This is a genomic window from Sphingopyxis sp. (assembly GCF_036675685.1).
In the GTDB taxonomy this organism is placed as follows: domain Bacteria; phylum Pseudomonadota; class Alphaproteobacteria; order Sphingomonadales; family Sphingomonadaceae; genus Sphingopyxis.
Map to the genome: position 1 here is coordinate 31,168 of NZ_JAKFEM010000008.1, position 16,606 is coordinate 47,773.

The 16,606-nt window shown below is 63.4% G+C and carries 16 protein-coding genes; 8 read left to right on the forward strand and 8 right to left on the reverse strand.

Annotated features, from left to right (window positions below; translation table 11 throughout):
* Nucleotides 1-104 precede the first annotated feature (104 nt).
* The 4 genes from V6M50_RS04525 to V6M50_RS04540 form a co-directional block, all read right to left on the reverse strand.
* A complete protein-coding gene (locus V6M50_RS04525) occupies nucleotides 105-1,034 on the reverse strand; it encodes a helix-turn-helix domain-containing protein (protein WP_332817356.1) in 930 nt (309 codons plus the stop codon).
* A gap of 173 nt (nucleotides 1,035-1,207) precedes the next feature.
* On the reverse strand, nucleotides 1,208-1,945 hold the full coding sequence (locus tag V6M50_RS04530; protein WP_332817357.1) for an SDR family oxidoreductase: 738 nt from the start codon (nucleotides 1,943-1,945) through the stop codon (nucleotides 1,208-1,210).
* 2 nt (nucleotides 1,946-1,947) lie between these two features.
* Nucleotides 1,948-2,424 carry a nuclear transport factor 2 family protein gene (locus tag V6M50_RS04535; protein WP_332817358.1) on the reverse strand — a complete coding sequence of 159 codons (477 nt, stop codon included), beginning with the start codon at nucleotides 2,422-2,424 and terminating at the stop codon, nucleotides 1,948-1,950.
* 14 nt (nucleotides 2,425-2,438) lie between these two features.
* On the reverse strand, nucleotides 2,439-2,828 hold the full coding sequence (locus V6M50_RS04540) for a nuclear transport factor 2 family protein (RefSeq protein ID WP_332817359.1): 390 nt from the start codon (nucleotides 2,826-2,828) through the stop codon (nucleotides 2,439-2,441).
* Between the two features lie 88 nt (nucleotides 2,829-2,916).
* On the opposite strand from V6M50_RS04540, the gene V6M50_RS04545 reads away from it, so the two are divergent.
* On the forward strand, nucleotides 2,917-3,774 hold the full coding sequence (locus V6M50_RS04545; RefSeq protein WP_332817360.1) for a hypothetical protein: 858 nt from the start codon (nucleotides 2,917-2,919) through the stop codon (nucleotides 3,772-3,774).
* On the forward strand, nucleotides 3,774-5,945 hold the full coding sequence (locus V6M50_RS04550; protein ID WP_332817361.1) for a PQQ-dependent dehydrogenase, methanol/ethanol family: 2,172 nt from the start codon (nucleotides 3,774-3,776) through the stop codon (nucleotides 5,943-5,945). The genes V6M50_RS04545 and V6M50_RS04550 overlap by 1 nt, the downstream gene beginning before the upstream one ends.
* A gap of 19 nt (nucleotides 5,946-5,964) precedes the next feature.
* Here V6M50_RS04550 and V6M50_RS04555 read toward each other — a convergent pair whose 3' ends face one another.
* Nucleotides 5,965-7,086 carry a cobalamin-independent methionine synthase II family protein gene (locus V6M50_RS04555; protein WP_332817362.1) on the reverse strand — a complete coding sequence of 374 codons (1,122 nt, stop codon included), beginning with the start codon at nucleotides 7,084-7,086 and terminating at the stop codon, nucleotides 5,965-5,967.
* Nucleotides 7,087-7,216: 130 nt separating this feature from the next.
* Here V6M50_RS04555 and desA point away from each other — a divergent pair, with 130 nt between their 5' ends.
* The 6 genes from desA to V6M50_RS04585 all read left to right on the forward strand — a co-directional run bounded on the left by desA (nucleotide 7,217) and on the right by V6M50_RS04585 (nucleotide 13,696).
* A complete protein-coding gene (desA, locus tag V6M50_RS04560) occupies nucleotides 7,217-8,611 on the forward strand; it encodes a syringate O-demethylase (protein ID WP_332817363.1) in 1,395 nt (464 codons plus the stop codon).
* A gap of 65 nt (nucleotides 8,612-8,676) precedes the next feature.
* The gene (locus tag V6M50_RS04565) at nucleotides 8,677-9,387 is read left to right on the forward strand and encodes a nuclear transport factor 2 family protein (protein WP_332817364.1); all 711 of its coding nucleotides are present in this window, start codon (nucleotides 8,677-8,679) and stop codon (nucleotides 9,385-9,387) included.
* A 6-nt stretch (nucleotides 9,388-9,393) separates the two neighbouring features.
* Nucleotides 9,394-9,792, forward strand: coding sequence for a nuclear transport factor 2 family protein (locus V6M50_RS04570; protein ID WP_332817365.1), 399 nt, complete (start codon nucleotides 9,394-9,396; stop codon nucleotides 9,790-9,792).
* A gap of 10 nt (nucleotides 9,793-9,802) precedes the next feature.
* The gene (locus tag V6M50_RS04575) at nucleotides 9,803-10,651 is read left to right on the forward strand and encodes a CmcJ/NvfI family oxidoreductase (RefSeq protein ID WP_332817366.1); all 849 of its coding nucleotides are present in this window, start codon (nucleotides 9,803-9,805) and stop codon (nucleotides 10,649-10,651) included.
* A 3-nt stretch (nucleotides 10,652-10,654) separates the two neighbouring features.
* On the forward strand, nucleotides 10,655-11,152 hold the full coding sequence (locus V6M50_RS04580; RefSeq protein ID WP_332817367.1) for a DUF3237 domain-containing protein: 498 nt from the start codon (nucleotides 10,655-10,657) through the stop codon (nucleotides 11,150-11,152).
* 213 nt (nucleotides 11,153-11,365) lie between these two features.
* Nucleotides 11,366-13,696, forward strand: coding sequence for a TonB-dependent receptor (locus V6M50_RS04585; protein WP_332817368.1), 2,331 nt, complete (start codon nucleotides 11,366-11,368; stop codon nucleotides 13,694-13,696).
* A gap of 34 nt (nucleotides 13,697-13,730) precedes the next feature.
* Here the strand turns inward: V6M50_RS04585 and V6M50_RS04590 are convergent, their stop codons facing one another.
* From V6M50_RS04590 to V6M50_RS04600, 3 genes are read right to left on the reverse strand one after another with little or no spacing between them, the layout of a single operon-like run.
* Entirely contained in the window at nucleotides 13,731-14,159 is a 429-nt protein-coding gene (locus V6M50_RS04590; protein ID WP_332817369.1) for a nuclear transport factor 2 family protein, read from the reverse strand.
* Entirely contained in the window at nucleotides 14,156-15,076 is a 921-nt protein-coding gene (locus V6M50_RS04595; RefSeq protein ID WP_332817370.1) for an NAD(P)H-binding protein, read from the reverse strand. The genes V6M50_RS04590 and V6M50_RS04595 overlap by 4 nt, the downstream gene beginning before the upstream one ends.
* Complete coding sequence (locus V6M50_RS04600) at nucleotides 15,073-16,542, reverse strand: carotenoid oxygenase family protein (protein WP_332817371.1); 1,470 nt, start codon at nucleotides 16,540-16,542, stop codon at nucleotides 15,073-15,075. The genes V6M50_RS04595 and V6M50_RS04600 overlap by 4 nt, the downstream gene beginning before the upstream one ends.
* Between the last annotated feature and the right edge of the window lie 64 nt (nucleotides 16,543-16,606).

Consider the following 16,606-nt stretch of genomic DNA (forward strand, 5'->3'; position numbering starts at 1 on the left):
CAATACTCTCCCCATTTATGTCATTTATCGCGGCGACCTTAGGGTGCAGCGACGCCGGCTGGCTTTGACAAACGCGAATAAGTGTTGGACTTTTGCGCAGCCGCTCAGTGGCGCTGGCGATATTCCGTCGGCGACAGGCCGAACTGGTCGTGAAAGCGACGGGAAAAATAGGCGCTGTCGGTAAAGCCCACCGAAAAGGCGATCTGCGTCACCGACATGGCGGGTTCCATCGCCAGACGCTGCGCCGCGCGTGCCAGACGGCGCGAGGAGATATAACCCACGGTCGTCGTCCCCGCTTCCGCCACCGCCGACTGAAGCGTGCGCAACGAAACCCCGAGTTCGCTCGCCAGCGATGTCGGCGACAGGTCCGGATCGGCGAGCCGCGCTTCGACCACGCCCTTCATGCGTTCGAACAGCAGGTTCCGCGCAAAGGGCACCGATTGTTGCTGGGGATGCAAGCTGGTTGCCAACATTTCGACCAGCACCGAGGCATAGGATTGCCCCATCGATTCATCGAAGTTGGACGCCCCTTCGCGCCACAGCGACAGGAAGAAATTGTGCAGCAAGCGCGTCGTCGCCTGCTTGCCCGAAATGGTCGTAGCGATCATGTCGTCGAGATTGTCGACCCGCGATGCGAGCATCGACCGGTTCATTTCGACGACCAATATCTGATGATCGCGGCCGACGTCGAAACGATAGGAATCGTCGTCGCTGCAGAGCACCATGTCGCCGGCCTTGAGTTCGGCTACCCTCCCGCGCTGGGTTAGCTGGCATTCGCCCGAATGGAGCAAGTGTGCGACGATCTTTTGCTCGTTGGCACCGCGCCCGGCGTTGCGCCGCCGGCTGACCACCGCCGCCGCCGATTGCGGCCAGATCATCGTCATGTCGCCGAGTTGCCAGCGCGCCATCTGGGCATGAAAATGCGGCTGCAACGGATCGACGACCAGCCCGCCATAGGTTCCGTCCAGCAACTGGTTCCAAAATTCCAGGCGGTCGCCCATATCGAGCCCGCGCGTCGAAAAACGCTCGATCACCTCGCACCCTCCCTCGTCGCCCGTATCCGGGCCGCAGGTCTTCGCGCCTGCCGATGGCGTACATGGTAGTATGTGTTACATATTAATTCAAGCGGCACGGCGCTGGTCGTTCTGCGGGCCGCAAGCCTCTGTCCGCAATGGAGTTTCAGGGTTTGGCAAGGCGCGCTGTCCTGTCACAGCTCGACGCAGCCGCCATCGACATAAAGGTCGATTCCGTTGATAAAGACGGCGTCGCTGCTTGCTAGGAAGAGCGCGGCCCGCGCCACTTCCTCGGACGTCCCCATGCGCCCGATCGGCACCGCTGCCGACAGCATCGCGCGCATATCGGCGACCTCCTGTTCGGACGCCCCGCGCTTGAAGATTTCGGTATCGGTCGGCCCCGGCGAAATCATGTTGACGCGGATCCGCCGCGGCAGGAGTTCTTTCGCCAAGATGCGGGCGACCGCGCGCAGCCCGGCCTTGGCGGCAGCGTAAGCGACGTTGCCCGATAGCGCCATGACCGACCCGATCGAGCCGGTGATGACGATATTGCCGCCATCGCGCATCAAAGGCAGCGCCGCCTGGATCGCGAAAAACGCGCCGCGCAGATTGACGTCATGGATGCCGTCCCAAAATTCCTCGGTCACGTCAGGGACAGCCGCGAAGCCGCCGACCCCGGCATTGACGAACAAGATGTCCATGGCGCCGAGCCCTTCGCCTGCCGCGGCCACCGCCACGGCGCTGTCGACGACGACGCTCATGTCGCTGCACAGCGTCAGCGCACCCAGTTCGTCGGCGACCGCCTGCAGGCTGGCGGGGTTGCGGCCGGTGATCGCGAGCCGTGCGCCCTCGGCATGGAAAAGCCGCGCCGCCGCCAGTCCGATCCCGGCGCTGCCGCCGAGGATCAGCACCGTCTGCCCGTCGAAACGCATCGTCAGAACATCCCGTTTTCATTGGCGGATTTTTCGGGCACCGGCTGCACGACATCCCAATGTTCGACGACCTTGCACCCCTCGACCCGGAGGATGTCGATCACCGCGATGCCGCGATCGTCGGGCGCGAACTGGCCATGGGCGTGGACGGCAACCAGGTCGCCGTCGGCGACGATCCGCTTGATCGAATAGCGGATCGCCGGATTGCCCGCCATGAAGGGTTCCAGAAAGGCGATCGCCGCATCGCGGCCGGTCGCCGCCATCGGATTATGCTGGATATAACCCGGATCGACCCATGTTTCGAACGCCTGGCGCGGCCGCTTGTCGATATAGAGCCGGGTCATGAAGCGCGTCACCACCTCTTTGGGCGACAAGGCGCACGCCGCCTCGCCGGTCGCCGCCGCCGCCGCCGCCGCCGCCGCCGCGGGGGTCGCCATCGATGCCAGCAAGGCGCCGCACAACAGGGGTAAATATCGCATCACTGGTTCCTTGTTCAAAACATGCCGTGGGGATTCGGATTGTGCGCGGGGATTTCCTGGATCACGTCCCAATGCTCGACGATTTCGCCAGCCTCGCAGCGGAAGATGTCGACCACCGCCAGCCCGGGATCGTCCGGCCAGCGTTCGACATGGACATGGACCATCACCAGATCGCCGTCGGCCATCGTGCGGTGGATCGTCTGCCGCGCGTCGGGGCTTTCGATGCGGACCCTCGCCAGAAACGCTTTCAAGGCGTCCAGTCCCGGCTCGGCGAGCGAACTATGCTGCACATAATGCTGCGGCAAGTGCCGGTCGACCGCATCGGGGTCCATCGCGATCAGAACCTCGCGGTACATCGCGAGCACGCGATCGAGATTGGCTTGCTCTTCGGCAGCACGCACCATGGCGATCCCACTCCCCAACTCTCTTATTGTAACATTTGTTAGTTTATGCAAGATCGCGAAAAGAGCAAGAGCCGGGATGAGGGTGAGGATGGATCGCGACAATCTATATGCCGTGCTGGACGATTATCTGGCCGCCCTGTCGGCTCGCAATGCAGCGGCGGCGCCATGGGCTTCGGGAACGAAAACGTCTGAAAACAATGTGATGCTGGAGCCCGGCGATGGCCTGTGGGGTACGATAGATCGGCTGGGCGACTATCGGTTGCGCTTTGCCGATACGCGCACCGGCGAGGTCGGCTATTTCGGGATCACCCATGAAGGCCGCGAAGAATCGGGCTTTACGCTGCGCCTGAAGGTCAACGCTGCAGGCGAAATCGAGGAGGCCGAGTCGGTCGTCGTGCGCCAGTCGGACTATGGCATCAAATTCGAAAACCCCCGCTATTGGGACAAGCCGATCCTGAACGCCGACGCCGCGGTGCCGACGCCGCGCGACGCGATGATCGCGCTGTCGGATGGCTATTTTTCGACGCTGCAACAAAATGACGGGACGATCCGCACCAAGTTCCACCCCGACTGCAACCGCGTCGAAAACGGCGTGCAGACGACCCGCAACCCCGACTTCGCCAAGATCGTCCCCGTCGCCGGGCTCGGTTGCGAAGAACAGTTCCGGATGGGCAATTACCGTTACGACGACCGGCTGCGCGCGCGGCGCTATCCGCTGGTCGACGAGGAGCGCGGGCTGGTGCTCGCCTATGCCTTCATCGATCATTGCGGGCGGCTGGCCGAATATCAGCTGACCGACGGGCGCACGGTCCAGTCGCCGGTCCGCTATCCGCACAGCTTTTACATCGCCGAATTGTTCAAGATCGACGATGGCATGATCTGCCAGATCGAGGCCAATTTCATCACCGTTCCCTATCATATGAAAAGCCCATGGAATAACCAGTGATGCGCAAACTGATCCTGATCCTCGCGCTCGCGCTTGCGGGCTGTTCCTCGGCCGATCCGATTGGGGCGGCGGGCGACGACTGGACGACCCCCGGCGGCGACGTCGGCAAATCGCACCATTCGGCGCTGACCGACATCGCTGCGTCGAACGTCGGCGAGCTGGGGCTCGCATGGCAAGCCGAGCTCGGCACCAACCGAGTGCTCGAGGCGACGCCCGTCGTGGTCGACGGCGTGATGTACACCAGCGGTCCCGCCGGCCGCGCCTATGCCTTCGACGCGGCGACGGGCAAGCCGCTGTGGAGCTTCGAGCCCGAGATCGACATGCAGGTCAACCGCACCGTGTGCTGCGACATGGCGAACCGCGGCGTCGCGGTCGCGCGCGGCAAAGTGTTCGTCGCCGCGCTCGATGCCAGGCTTTATGCGCTCGATGCGAAGACCGGCCGGATCGTCTGGCAGGCCGACACCGTCGACGACAAACAGCGCGGCATCAACTCCACCGGCGCGCCCGAAGTGGCGGGCAATGTCGTGGTCATCGGCAATGGCGGCGCCGAATATGACGTGCGCGGCTATGTCAGCGCCTATGACCTCGATAGCGGCAAGCTCGCGTGGCGATTCCACACCGTTCCGCGCGACCCGAAACTGGGGCCGCAGGACCATCCCGACCTCGAGGCGGCGGTCAAGACCTGGGATCCCGACAGCCGCTGGGACATCGGCGGCGGCGGCACGCCGTGGGACGCGATCAACTATGATCCCGACACCGGCTATGTCATCGTCGGCACCGGCAACGGCGGGCCCTATCACACCGCGCGGCGCAGCCCGAAAGGTGGCGACCAATTATATCTGGCCTCGCTCGTCGCGCTCGATGCGAAGACCGGGCGGGTCAAATGGCATTACCAGCAGACGCCGGGCGACGACTGGGATTTCACTTCGACCCAGCCGATGATCCTGACGCGGATGACCATCGAAGGCGAAGAACGCCCGGTCATCCTCCACGCGCCCAAGAACGGCTTTCTCTATATTATCGATCGCCGCGACGGAAAGCTGCTGCGCGCCAATCCGATCGTCCGCACCAACTGGACCAAGGGGATCGACCCGAAAACCGGCAGGCCCATTCCCAACCCCGATGCCGCCAATTATGCGGCGGCGCCCAAGATCGTCTTTCCGGGTACGCCCGGCGCGCGCAACTGGCATCCGGGGAGCTATGATCCCGGGGCGGGCCTATATTACGCCCCGGTCCTCGACATCGGAAATCTGCTGTTCATGACGCCGGGCAAGAAGCCGCTGGCGCGCAAGATGCTGAACAATGATGCGGCGCTGATTTTCAGCCCCGACATCGAGGCCGCGCTGCCCACCCTACCCCCCGCAATCGCGACCGCGGTCAAGGCGCTGCCCGCCTATGCCGAGGTGCAGCGTCAGCCGTTCATCTCCGAACTGCGCGCGATCGACCCGCTGACCGGCAAGACGGTGTGGGCGAAACCGATGGGCGGATGGCAGGACCGCGGCGGCACTTTGTCCACCGCATCAGGTTTGCTGTTTCAGGGCAATATCGCAGGTCAGCTGCGCGTCTTCGATGCCAGGACAGGCAAGCTGCTCAGGAGCATCGAGACCGGGTCGAGCATCCTCGCCGCGCCGATGACCTATCGCGTCGGCGGGGTGCAATATGTTGCGGTGATGGCGGCGTGGGGCGGCGGCGGTTTTCCTTATGTCCCACGCTATTCGGCGGCGTATCAACGCGGCAATCTGGGCCGCATCCTGGTGTTCAAGCTTGGCGGCGGGCCGGTGCCCATCCCGCCCGCGCTGCCCCCGCTGGAGGTTGCGTCCGAAGCCCCGCCGCAGCTGCCCGGGGCGACCCCCGAAACGGTCGCGCGCGGCCGCAGCTTGTTCTTCGCCAATTGCGCGATGTGCCATGCCAATCAGCACCGGTCGATCACCCCCGACCTGCGCCGGATGCAGCCGGGCACGCATCAGGCGTTTCGCCAGATCGTACTCGAAGGATTGCTGTTGCCGAACGGCATGCCGCGCTGGGACGACCGGCTGTCGCCTGCCGACGCCGATGCGATCCACGCCTATCTGATCGACGCGCAGGCAAAGACGCGCAAGGACGAACTGGAAAAGCAGAAACGCGGCATCGCACTCGACGCGCCGAGCCTGGCGATCCTGTCGAGCTATTGAACCTCCGTCCGGGCGCCTGTCAGCGAAGGCGCGCGTCGGCGATGTCGGCGCCTTCGCGCAGCGCGGCCAGCTTTTTCCAGGTCACCGCCGGATCGATCTTGCCATAACCGGCAAAGGTACCGAAGCCGCAATCGGTCGAGGCGATCACGCGATCTTTCCCGACGATGCCGGCAAAGCGTTCGATGCGCTGTGCGATCAGTTCAGGGTGCTCGACATAGTTGGAACAGGTGTCGATCAGCCCCGGCGCCAGGCGCTTGTCGTCGGGGATGCGCGCGTCGGCCCAGATTTTCCATTCATGCTCGTGGCGCGGATTGGCCGCCTCGAACAAGATGGTCGCCGGACGCGCCGCCAGGACGATGTCGATCACGCGCTCGAGCGGAATGTCGTGATCGTGCGGTCCCTCGTAATTGCCCCAGCAGATGTGCATCCGCAGCTGTTCGGGCGGGATATTCGCGGTGGCGGCGTTCAATGCCTCGACATTGGCGGCGGCGATGCGGAGAAATTCGTCCTCGCTCGCATCCTGATATCCGGTGTGCCTCGACATGGCGAGGTCGGGGCAGTCGAGCTGCAATTGAAAACCCGCCGCCGCGATCGCTTCATATTCGGGCCGCATCGCAGCGACGAGATCGGCCAGATAGGCGTCGTGGCTCGGATAATATTGGTTGGGCTGGAACGCGGTGATGAGCCCCGGCGAGGCGGCGTTCATGAAGGCCTTGACCGGCTTGTCCGCGAGAGCTCCGCGAAACCGCCGAATATCGTCGTGACAGGGGGCAAGGTCGACCAGCTTCACCGGGCCGATGCAGGCGGCGCGAACAAATTCCTGGTCGCCCATCACCATCGCCAGCTTCTTGCGAAACTCGGGCAAGGGGGCAAGGTCGAGCGCCGGCTTGCGCGGCACATCGCCGCCGAAGCCCGACAGGCGCTCGGTCATATAGGTCGAATAGCCGACCTTGCCGAGTTCGCCGTCGCTGACGATCGACACCCCGGCCGCGATCTGCCGGTCGACCGCGGTCGCGACCGCGTCCTGAACCACCGCATCGAATTCCGCCGCGTCATAAGCGTCGCCATGATCGCGCGCGAGCAACAGCGGCACCAGTTGATCGCCGCGCGGCAGGCTGCCCACATGGGTCGTCTCGATCATCGCCGCCTCTCCTATTTTGTATGTGTCACATACAATCTCTGTTGACATTTTTTATATGCGTCACTTACAATCTATGCCACATAGTTTGGCAAGCCCGAATCTTGCCGAGAATGATATGGGAGAGCGATCGATGACCAAATCCCTCGAGGCCAGGCTGGCCGGCGCCGGCAATCTGGTCGACATGCTGCGCAATCAGCAAGTCGGCCCCAATGTCTATCCGGGCGTACCCGCAGAATTTTCGAACTGGCGCAGCGAACAGCGCGCCTGGGCGCAAAGCTGCGTGTTATTCAACCAGAGCTATCACATGGCCGAATTGATGGTCGAAGGCCCCGATGCCTTTGCCTTTCTGAACGGGCTCGGCATCAACAGCTTCAAGGGATTTGTCCCCGACCGCGCCAAGCAGTTCGTGCCGGTCAGCCACGACGGCTATGTCATCGGCGACGTTATCCTTTTCTACCTTGCCGAGAACAGGTTCAACCTCGTCGGGCGGGCACCGACGCTCAACTGGTTGATGTTCCAAGGCGAAACCGGGGGGCACGACGTCACCCTGACCTATGACGAGCGCACTGCGGCGCGCCCCGACCCCGAAAACCGCCGTCATTATCGCTATCAAGTTCAGGGGCCCAATTCGGCCAAGGTGATCGCCGATGCGACCGGCGCCCCCGCCCCCGACCTCAAATTCTTTCACATGTGCCGGATGACGATCGGCGGCAAACAGGTCCATGCGCTGCGCCACGGCATGGCCGGCCAGCCGGGCTATGAGCTGATGGGGCCGTGGGAGGACCGCGACGCCGTCCATGCCGCGCTGGTCGATGCCGGCAAGGCGCACGGCATGGCGCTGGTCGGTGGGCGCACCTATTCGTCGAACACGCTGGAATCGGGCTGGATCCCCTCCCCGCTTCCGGCCGTCTATACCGGCGAGGCGATGAAGCCCTATCGCGAATGGCTGACAGATCGCCATTACGAAGCCAATTGCTCGGTCGGCGGCAGCTTCGTCCCCGACAGCGTCGAGGGCTATTATCTGAGCCCCTGGGATCTGGGTTATGGTCCGTTCGTCAAGTTCGACCACGACTTCATCGGCCGCGCAGCGCTGGAAAAAATGGCTGCCGGACCGCACCGCAAGAAGGTGACGCTGGCACTCGACAATGCGTCGGTCACCGACGCGATCTATACCCAGTTCGAAAAGGACGGCCTGCGCGCCAAATATATGGAATTCCCCAGCGCGGTCTATTCGATGCACCCGTTCGACCGGGTCGAAGTCGATGGCAAGCTGATCGGTCTGTCGACCTGGGTCGGTTACAGCGCCAACGAAGGGCGGATGCTGACGCTGGCGATGGTCGATGAAGCCTTTGCCGAGCCCGGCACCGAGGTCGACTTCATCTGGGGCGAACCCGACGGCGGCACGACCAAGCCGACGGTCGAGCCGCATCGTCAGGTGACGATCAAGGCGATCGTGTCGCCTGCTCCCTATTCGGAGGTCGCGCGCACCGTTTACGCCGAAAGCTGGCGCACCAAAGCAGCCTGAATATTGGAAAACAAGGCGGCCAGCCGAGACGATAATGACGGCCGCCAGCATAGGGAGAGACGAAAATGACCGAACTTGCCGCCCTGGCCGCGCGCGTCGACCGGCTGGAACATGAACTGGCGATCCAGCAGGACATCCACCAGATCCGCCGGGTCCAGTACAGCTACGGCTTTTTCATCGACAAATCGCAATATAATGAGGTCGTCGATCTGTTCTCCGAAGACGGCGACGTCTGGTTTCTGGGCGGAATCTACAAGGGAAAAGCGGGGGTTCGCCGCCTCTACATCGAACGCTTCCAGACGCAGTTCACCCAGGGGCACAACGGCCCGCGCTATGGCTGGCTGCTCGATCATCCGCAGCTGCAGATGGTGATCGACGTCGCCGACGACCGCAGCACCGCCAGGGTGCGCGGCCGTTCGATGATGCAGGCGGGGCTGCACGACAGCGCCGAAGGCCAGCCGCGCGCCTGGTGGGAAGGCGGCATCTACGAGAACGACTATGTCCGCGAGGACGGCGTGTGGAAGATCAAGGCGCTGCGCTATTTCCCCTTCTGGCACGGCAGCTTCGCCGACGGCTGGCAAAAGACGCCGATCGACTTCATTCCGATGGCAACCACCTGTTTTCCGACCGATCCGCTCGGCCCCGACGAACTGATCACCCCGGCGCCGCGGCTGTGGCCCGCGACCGATGTGGTGGAATTCCGCTATCCGCACCCGGTCACCGGCGCGCCGATCGTCAGCGACAACAGCCGCGCCCGTGAAGGCTTCAAGGACTAGCGGAATATGGACCCGGTCGCCCGCATCGTGGCCGAGCGCGCCTGCGAACGGCTCGTGCTCGACTATGCCGCGTTCAACGATGCGGGCGACTGGGAAGCCGTCGCCGCCCTCTATATCGAAGACGGCCGGATGAGCCGTCCGACGGCGCCCGATGACTTCATCACCGGCCGCGAGGCCATCCTTGCCGCCTTCCGCGCGCGGCCGCCGCGCACCACGCGCCACATCTGCGCGAATATGCGCGTCACGCTCATGGGCGACGACGAAGCGCGGGTGGAAAGCCAGATTCTCCTGTTCACGGGATCCGGCCAACCGCCGCTGGTCGGCAGTTACAGCGACCTTTGCCGGGGCACCGCCGATGGGTGGCGCTTTGCCGAACGGCGCGGCAGCCTGGATTTTCCGGCATGACGGGGAGAGGATGATGATTGTATCGGCCGAACTCTTGGCGTGGATCGACTATCTGCAGCCGAGCTCACGGATCAATCGCCGCTTCTGGGCACCCGGCGCCGAACTCAACACCGGAACCTATGCGCCGCACGAGGTGGCGGTACGCAACGCCCGCCTCGCCGGTCCCTTCACGCTCGACGAACATGGCTTTGCGCTGGATAGCTTCCCCACGGCGATAACCGATTGGGAAGCGAATTACGGCGCAGACAGCCCCTATGCGCGCGAAATTTGCGCCATCGCAGCGGCGATGAGCGGTGCCGATCTGGTTGTGCCGATGGGCGGAATGACCCGCTCGTCTGGGCTGACCGGCGCGCATGTCCAGCCGCCCGCGGCGGAAGCGCATGTCGATTTCACCGAACGCTCCGCCCACAAGCTGGCCGAACGTATTTACACCGCCCGGCGGCCGGACGGTGCGGGCTATGACCGCTTCATCTGCTTCTCGATCTGGCGCGCGCTGTCGCCGCCGCCGCAGGACATGCCGCTGGCACTGTGCGACGGCCGGTCGGTGCGCGACGACGAAGGCACCCACAACACCAAGGTCGACGTTGACGAACTGCCGACCGGCGACGCGATCTTCGCCGACGTCCCCGGCGAAGAGGATATGCTGGCGGCAACCATCTTCCACTATTCGCCCGACCATCGCTGGTGGTATTTTCCCGATATGACCGTCGACGAGGTGATCTTCATCAAATTCTACGATTCCGATCACAGTCTGGCGTGGCGGACGCCGCACACCGCGTTTCGCGATGCCAGCCGCCCCGACGCCATCGAGCGCCGCAGCATGGAATTTCGCGGTGTCGCCTTTTTCACCAGGGATTGACCGATGACCTTTTCGACGATCGACAAGCCGCATCTGGAATTCGCCTTCGAATGCCGGCTGATGTTCACCCGCGTCTTTGCGGTTCCCGGCATCCATCTTGGCGGCTTTCGTTCGGCGGTGCTCGTCGATGAAGGCAGTTTCGAAGGCCCGCGCATCCGCGGCCGGGCGATCCCCAATTCGGGCGGCGACTATGCCCATTTTCGCGACGACGATACCGCCGTCTTCGACGCGCGCTACCTGCTGGAGGTCGATGACGGCACGATCATCTATATGCAGAACAAGGGGTTTTTGTGGGGCCGCAAGCCCGACGCGATGGCGCGACTGCGCGCCTGGGCGTTCGAGGGGGGACCGCCGGTCGCGCATGAGGATTATTATCTGCGCGGCCAGCCAACTTTCGAAACCCCGAAGGGCAAGCACGACTGGCTGACCCGCCACGTGTTCGTCGGCGTCGGCGAACGCAAACCCGACGGCAATCTGCTTCGCTACTACGCCCTCACCTGACCCGCCGCCATGCGCCCCGCGCATTGGCCGGCAGCGCGCACCGCATTGTATGCGGGGCAATAATAGCGATCGTTATTAGCTATACCTTATAGCAGTTGGCGACATCCGATTTCCCACGCGCCAGCCCCCTGTCTAGCTGGGATGCTGCAACAATCGAATGAGCACCGCACCGTTTCGGCTTCGGATGCTCGTCGGCCGACAGGGAGAGAGACGATGACAAAGCAAGGCAATGCGCCCATCCGCGCCATTTTGCTGGGCACGGCTTCGGGGCTGCTGGCGCTGGCCGCGCCGGCCCAGGCGCAAGAAGCGGAAACGGAAGCGAAGGAAGCGGCCGACTCCGGCGAGATCGTGGTCACGGCACAGAAGCGCGAGCAGTCGCTGTCCGACGTCTCGCTCTCGGTTTCCGCCGTCGGCGGCGACCAGTTGGCGAACTCCCAGACGGCAGGCATCGAATCGCTTCAAAATCTGGTGCCGAGCATCAGTTTCGGCAACGACTTCAACTTCGCCAAATTGTTCATTCGCGGCATCGGCCTGTCCAGTTCGCTGCCGGGCGTCGACCCGTCGGTCGCACTGCATGTCGATGGCGCCGTTGTCTCGCTCGCCCAGGCGCAGCTCGGATCGATGTTCGACCTCGAACGGGTCGAGGTTTTGCGCGGCCCGCAGGGTACGCTCTACGGCCGCAACGCGACCGGCGGCGCGGTCAATCTGATCACCGCCAAGCCGACCGACGAGCTCGAAGCCTATGTCCGCCTCACCGTCGGCGGCGACGATCTCAACCTCGTGGGAGAAGCCGCGGTCGGCGGCCCGCTGACCGACAATATTCGCGGCCGCATCGCCTTCCGCGCCGTCAAGCGCGACGGCTATGGCATCAACGAGCTGACCGGCAACGACATCGATAATGCCAACCAGTTCTCGACGCGCGCGCATCTGGAATTTCTGCCGTCAGAAACTGTATCGATCCTGCTGACCGGCGAATATCACAGCGAGGACGATCGTTCGCTCGCAATCAAGTTTCGCGAAGTCTCCTTTCCCGGCGTGCTGACCGACGGCAACCCGGCGAATGACGGGCTGAGCGCGCTCGGCCAGCGCACCAATGCCGACGGCAGCCAGGCATCCTTTTCCAGCAATCCGCGCAATCTTCGGACCAACTTCGACCCGATCAACGATCGCAAGCAATGGGCGCTGACCGGCACGATCGCGGTCGAAGCAAGCGACGCGGTCACGCTGAAGTCGTTGACCAGCTACCGCGATTTCGAGGCGATCTTCTTTCATGATTTCGACATGTCTTCCTATGTCGGCTACCCGCTCGCGCAGACCAACGCCCTGCGGACGAGCGCCAATCATTGGCAGCCGGTGTTCCAGAAGCAATTTTCGCAGGAATTGCAGGCCAATATCGACACCGACAATTTCAACGGCGTCTTCGGCCTCTTTTACCTCGACGAGCAGATCAACGTCGAAAATCACATCGGTTTCGACGTCCTGACCAACACCGATCCGTTCCGCGTCCAGTTCGACGGCCAGCTCGACGTCAAGACATGGGCCGCCTTTGCCAATCTGACCTATAGCCTGTCGGAGCAGTTCGCGATCAAGGCCGGCGCCCGCTACAGCTGGGAAAAGCGCCGGCTGCGTAACAACAGCGGGGTTGGCACCGCGGCGACGGGCTTTGTGCTCGATCCGCTGCAATGGGACGTCAGCAAGTCGTGGGACGATTTTTCGCCGTCGCTCGGCGTCGAATTCCGGCCGTCCGACCAGTTGCTGATCTATGGCAACTGGTCGCGCGGCTTCAAGAGCGGCACGGCCGAGATCGGTTCGACGCGGCGCTTGTCGCCGACGCAGGCCGAACCCTTCGTCGACCCTGAAAAGGTCGAAGCGTTCGAAGTCGGTGCGAAATATGACGGCGACACGATCAACATCAATCTCGCGACCTTTTTCCAGCGGCTGAAGAACGGGCATTTCTCACTGACCCGCCCGATCCCCACGCCGCCCTTTTTTGTCAGCGAACTCAAAAACGCCGCGCAGTCCGAGGCCTATGGTGTCGAACTCGAACTGCTGTGGCGCATCACGCCAGCCTTCAGGCTGCAGGGTTCTGCAGCCTACCTCCATTCCGAATTCACCAACTTCTTTTCGAGGGATCCGCTCAACCCCGCGCTGTTTGGCCCGGGCGGCGCCGCAGTTCCGGATTCGGACCTGTCGGGCAACAAAACGCGCATGTCGCCCAAATGGAGCCTCAACCTCAATCCGACCTATGAAGTCGTGCTGGGCAACGGCGGCAGCCTGACCTTCGGCGGCAATTTCGCCTATCGCAGCAAGCAATATCATACCGAGTTCAATGACGATCGACTGGCACAGGACGGCTATGTGATGCTCGACGCCAATATTCTGTATGAGGCACCAGACGGCAAGTTCACAACCAACCTTTGGGTCAAGAACATCACCGACGAATTCGTTTATGCCGGCAGCTTCTCGATCTCGACCAGCCGGGCGATCGGCGGCACGCTGATGCCGCCGCGGACCTATGGTGTCACGCTGGGATACAAATTTTAGGACCGGTGGGCCCGGCCCGCTTGGGGTGTCGGGCCTACGCTTTCCGGGCGCTGCCGGCATCTGTGAACAGCGGCGCGAGGGCGCATTCCGCCCTGGTGATCTTGCCGTCGTCGATCGTGTAAAGAATGAACTGGCGCAGTTCCTGGACTTCGCCTTTCATGATCGGGAAAAACTGGTCGAGCCCCTCCGCCGCCAGCGCCGCGGCGTCGAGATCGCGATAGGCTTCGAGCCGGACGATGGCGTCGACGGCGGTCAGGGTATCGCTCGCAGCGAAATTACGCACGTTGACGCTTTCGGTCACATAGCTGTGCAGAAAGCCGTAGAATTTCTTGAGCGCCGCGCGACTGTCGATGCTGACGCCAAAAAATTCCATCCGGATCGGTTCGCGATAGAAATCCGCAACCGCGTCATAATCGCGCGCGTTGAACGCGGCGATATAGCGGTCGTAGTCAGCGCGGTTCATCGTCCGCCGCCGCGCAGCATATCGGCGTTTTCCTCGATCAACTGGCGCACGCTGCGCGGCTTGCGGCCGGTCAGCCGCTCGACATCGTCGGTACAGATGTCGAGAAAGCCCTCGCGGATCGCCCGTTCGAAACTGACCATGTCGTCGCTGTTCCACGGGAGGCCGGCGACGCTCTGGTCGTCGACGGGTTCGCGCGGGATCCCCATCGCATCGAACATCGCATACATGCCGTCGTCGTCGGTTTCGACCAGTTCGATCGAGCAGCCCAATATGTCGTTCAGCATCGCCGCAACCTCGGCGAAATTCTCGCGGTTCGGGCCGGTGATCCGATAGGCCTTGCTCTCGTGCCCCGGCGTCGTGAGCACCGCGACCGCGCTGTCGACGCAATCCTCGCGCCAGACCATCGCCTCGCGCGCGCCATTCGTGCTCGTGAGCCATGTCCCCGACGCGATAAAGCCGGGCGCCGCGTTGAGGATCATCGCATCGGCATAATGGGCATCGCGCAGCATCGTCCACGCCATGCCGCTGGCCTCGATCAGCCGTTCGGTTTCGCGGTGATCGACGGTGACGATGGCGGGATTGGTCTCATCGATATTGACGAAGCTGGTATAGGCGATGTGCCCGACCCCGGCGGCGGCGGCGGCGGCGATCGCCGCCTTGTGCTGCACGACACGCGCGCCGACGCGGGTGCCGGAGATCAGCAGCATCTTGTCCGCGCCGCGCACCGCCGCAGCCAGTGAAGCGGGCTGGTCGAAGTCGCCGAAACGAACATCGCATCCCTGCGCGGTGCGGCCGGCGAGCTTGTCGGGACTACGCGTAATCAGGATCAGGTCGGACGCGCGGCCCATCGCCACCAGCTTGTCGGTCGCCAGCCGCCCATATTGGCCCGACGCCCCGGTGATGACGATCTTGCTCATGCAGCGGCCTCCAATTGGGCGGCACTCACCCACCAGCCATGCACCTGCGGCCGCAGCCGATGCGGGATATGCACCCGCGCGACCGGCCCGGCGGCGACATTGCCGGCATCGACGATCCAGCATTCATGCGCGAAATCGTCGGGTCCGATCTGGCGATCGACGACCGCGACCAGCCAGCCCTCGCGACCCGCCTCCGCCGCCGGTACATGCACCGGCTCGTTGATGCTGTGCGCCGGGGGCAGCGCGAGCGCCTGCGGCGGACCGCCCGCGAAATCGAGCCGCAGCAGCATATTGAACATCGCCCCGACCGGTCCGCCGGCGACCGGCGGTCCACGCATTTCGGGGTTCATCGTCAGCATCCAGCCATGGTCATAGTATCGCCCCTGGCGCGCGGCGGGGATGATCGGAAAATCGCCCGGTGGCCCGATGACGGTCTCGGCCACTTCATCGGGGCCGCCCGCATAATTCACCGTCCAGCGCGCCAGCCGGCCGTTCAGTTCCCATTGCTGGAGCGCAATGCCCGATGCTTCGCGGATGAAGGGAAAGGCGTTCGAATCCGACAGGCACTGGTCGAAATGAATCTGGCCCTGCCCGTCCTCGAACGCGCCCATCATATGATAACAGGAGACCCCCTTCGGGCCCCTGAACCAGCGCAGCTCGGACACCTCACCATAACGCGGCATGACACCAAGCCAGCTATCGACATCCGGATGATGGACCCAATGGTCGCCCCCGGCCTTCAGCCGGTCGAGGTCGCAGCTAGTCGGATAGATCGGGAACAGCACGTAATTTTCGGTGATCGCAAAATCGTGCATCATCGAACAATAGGGTGCGTCGAACCACAGCTCGCGCGTCAGATTGCCGTCGCTGTCGACGATGAAATAGGCGAGCTTGGTCGATGCCAGCCCGTCGGCCTCATAACCGAACATGAACAGCTCGCCGCTTTCGGGATCGATCCGCGCATGGGCGGTGACCGTCTGCGATTTCAGCTTGCCCCCGAAATCATAGGAGCCGAGCGTCTCCAGACTGTGCGGATCGACGCGATAGGGCCGCCCGTCCTCCTTGGCGAGCAACAGCCGGCCAGCGTGCCAGATCGGTGTCGTGTTGGCGACAGTGCGGTCGAGCCCCGCGGCGCCGGGCTTGTCGGTAAAGGGATTGCGATATTTTCCGAACAGCGCTTCGCCCGCCGCGGCCTCGGCACGATGCCGCTCGGTCTCGACATAACGGATCGAGAAGCTTGCCTTGCCGTCCGCAAAGCGGATCGCCGAAATCATGCCGTCGCCCGACAGGATCGCGCCCGCATCCTCCATGAACGGCGGAAAGGCGGGATCGGGGACGGCGCGGAAAAAGCAGCCCTCGACCTCGGCCGGAACTTCGCCTTCGATCACCAGATCGGCAAGGTCATATTCTTCGCCCAGCGGTCGGTTCAAACCGACATAATTCGGATGTTGCGGGAATCCGGTCATCACCCTCTCCATTCATAACAATTGTTATCGTTCTGCCGGAAAGGAGATCGGGATGCAAGCGCCG

Coding starts and splice junctions, on each gene's coding strand:
- V6M50_RS04545 (WP_332817360.1), top strand. CDS start 2,917: ATGGATCGCGACAATCTATATGCCGTGCTGGACGATTATCTGGCCGCC.
- V6M50_RS04600 (WP_332817371.1), bottom strand. CDS start 16,542: ATGACCGGATTCCCGCAACATCCGAATTATGTCGGTTTGAACCGACCG.
- V6M50_RS04580 (WP_332817367.1), top strand. CDS start 10,655: ATGACCTTTTCGACGATCGACAAGCCGCATCTGGAATTCGCCTTCGAA.
- V6M50_RS04550 (WP_332817361.1), top strand. CDS start 3,774: ATGCGCAAACTGATCCTGATCCTCGCGCTCGCGCTTGCGGGCTGTTCC.
- V6M50_RS04575 (WP_332817366.1), top strand. CDS start 9,803: ATGATGATTGTATCGGCCGAACTCTTGGCGTGGATCGACTATCTGCAG.
- V6M50_RS04595 (WP_332817370.1), bottom strand. CDS start 15,076: ATGAGCAAGATCGTCATCACCGGGGCGTCGGGCCAATATGGGCGGCTG.
- V6M50_RS04555 (WP_332817362.1), bottom strand. CDS start 7,086: ATGATCGAGACGACCCATGTGGGCAGCCTGCCGCGCGGCGATCAACTG.
- V6M50_RS04535 (WP_332817358.1), bottom strand. CDS start 2,424: ATGCGATATTTACCCCTGTTGTGCGGCGCCTTGCTGGCATCGATGGCG.
- V6M50_RS04530 (WP_332817357.1), bottom strand. CDS start 1,945: ATGCGTTTCGACGGGCAGACGGTGCTGATCCTCGGCGGCAGCGCCGGG.
- V6M50_RS04585 (WP_332817368.1), top strand. CDS start 11,366: ATGACAAAGCAAGGCAATGCGCCCATCCGCGCCATTTTGCTGGGCACG.
- V6M50_RS04565 (WP_332817364.1), top strand. CDS start 8,677: ATGACCGAACTTGCCGCCCTGGCCGCGCGCGTCGACCGGCTGGAACAT.
- V6M50_RS04590 (WP_332817369.1), bottom strand. CDS start 14,159: ATGAACCGCGCTGACTACGACCGCTATATCGCCGCGTTCAACGCGCGC.
- desA (WP_332817363.1), top strand. CDS start 7,217: ATGACCAAATCCCTCGAGGCCAGGCTGGCCGGCGCCGGCAATCTGGTC.
- V6M50_RS04540 (WP_332817359.1), bottom strand. CDS start 2,828: ATGGTGCGTGCTGCCGAAGAGCAAGCCAATCTCGATCGCGTGCTCGCG.
- V6M50_RS04570 (WP_332817365.1), top strand. CDS start 9,394: ATGGACCCGGTCGCCCGCATCGTGGCCGAGCGCGCCTGCGAACGGCTC.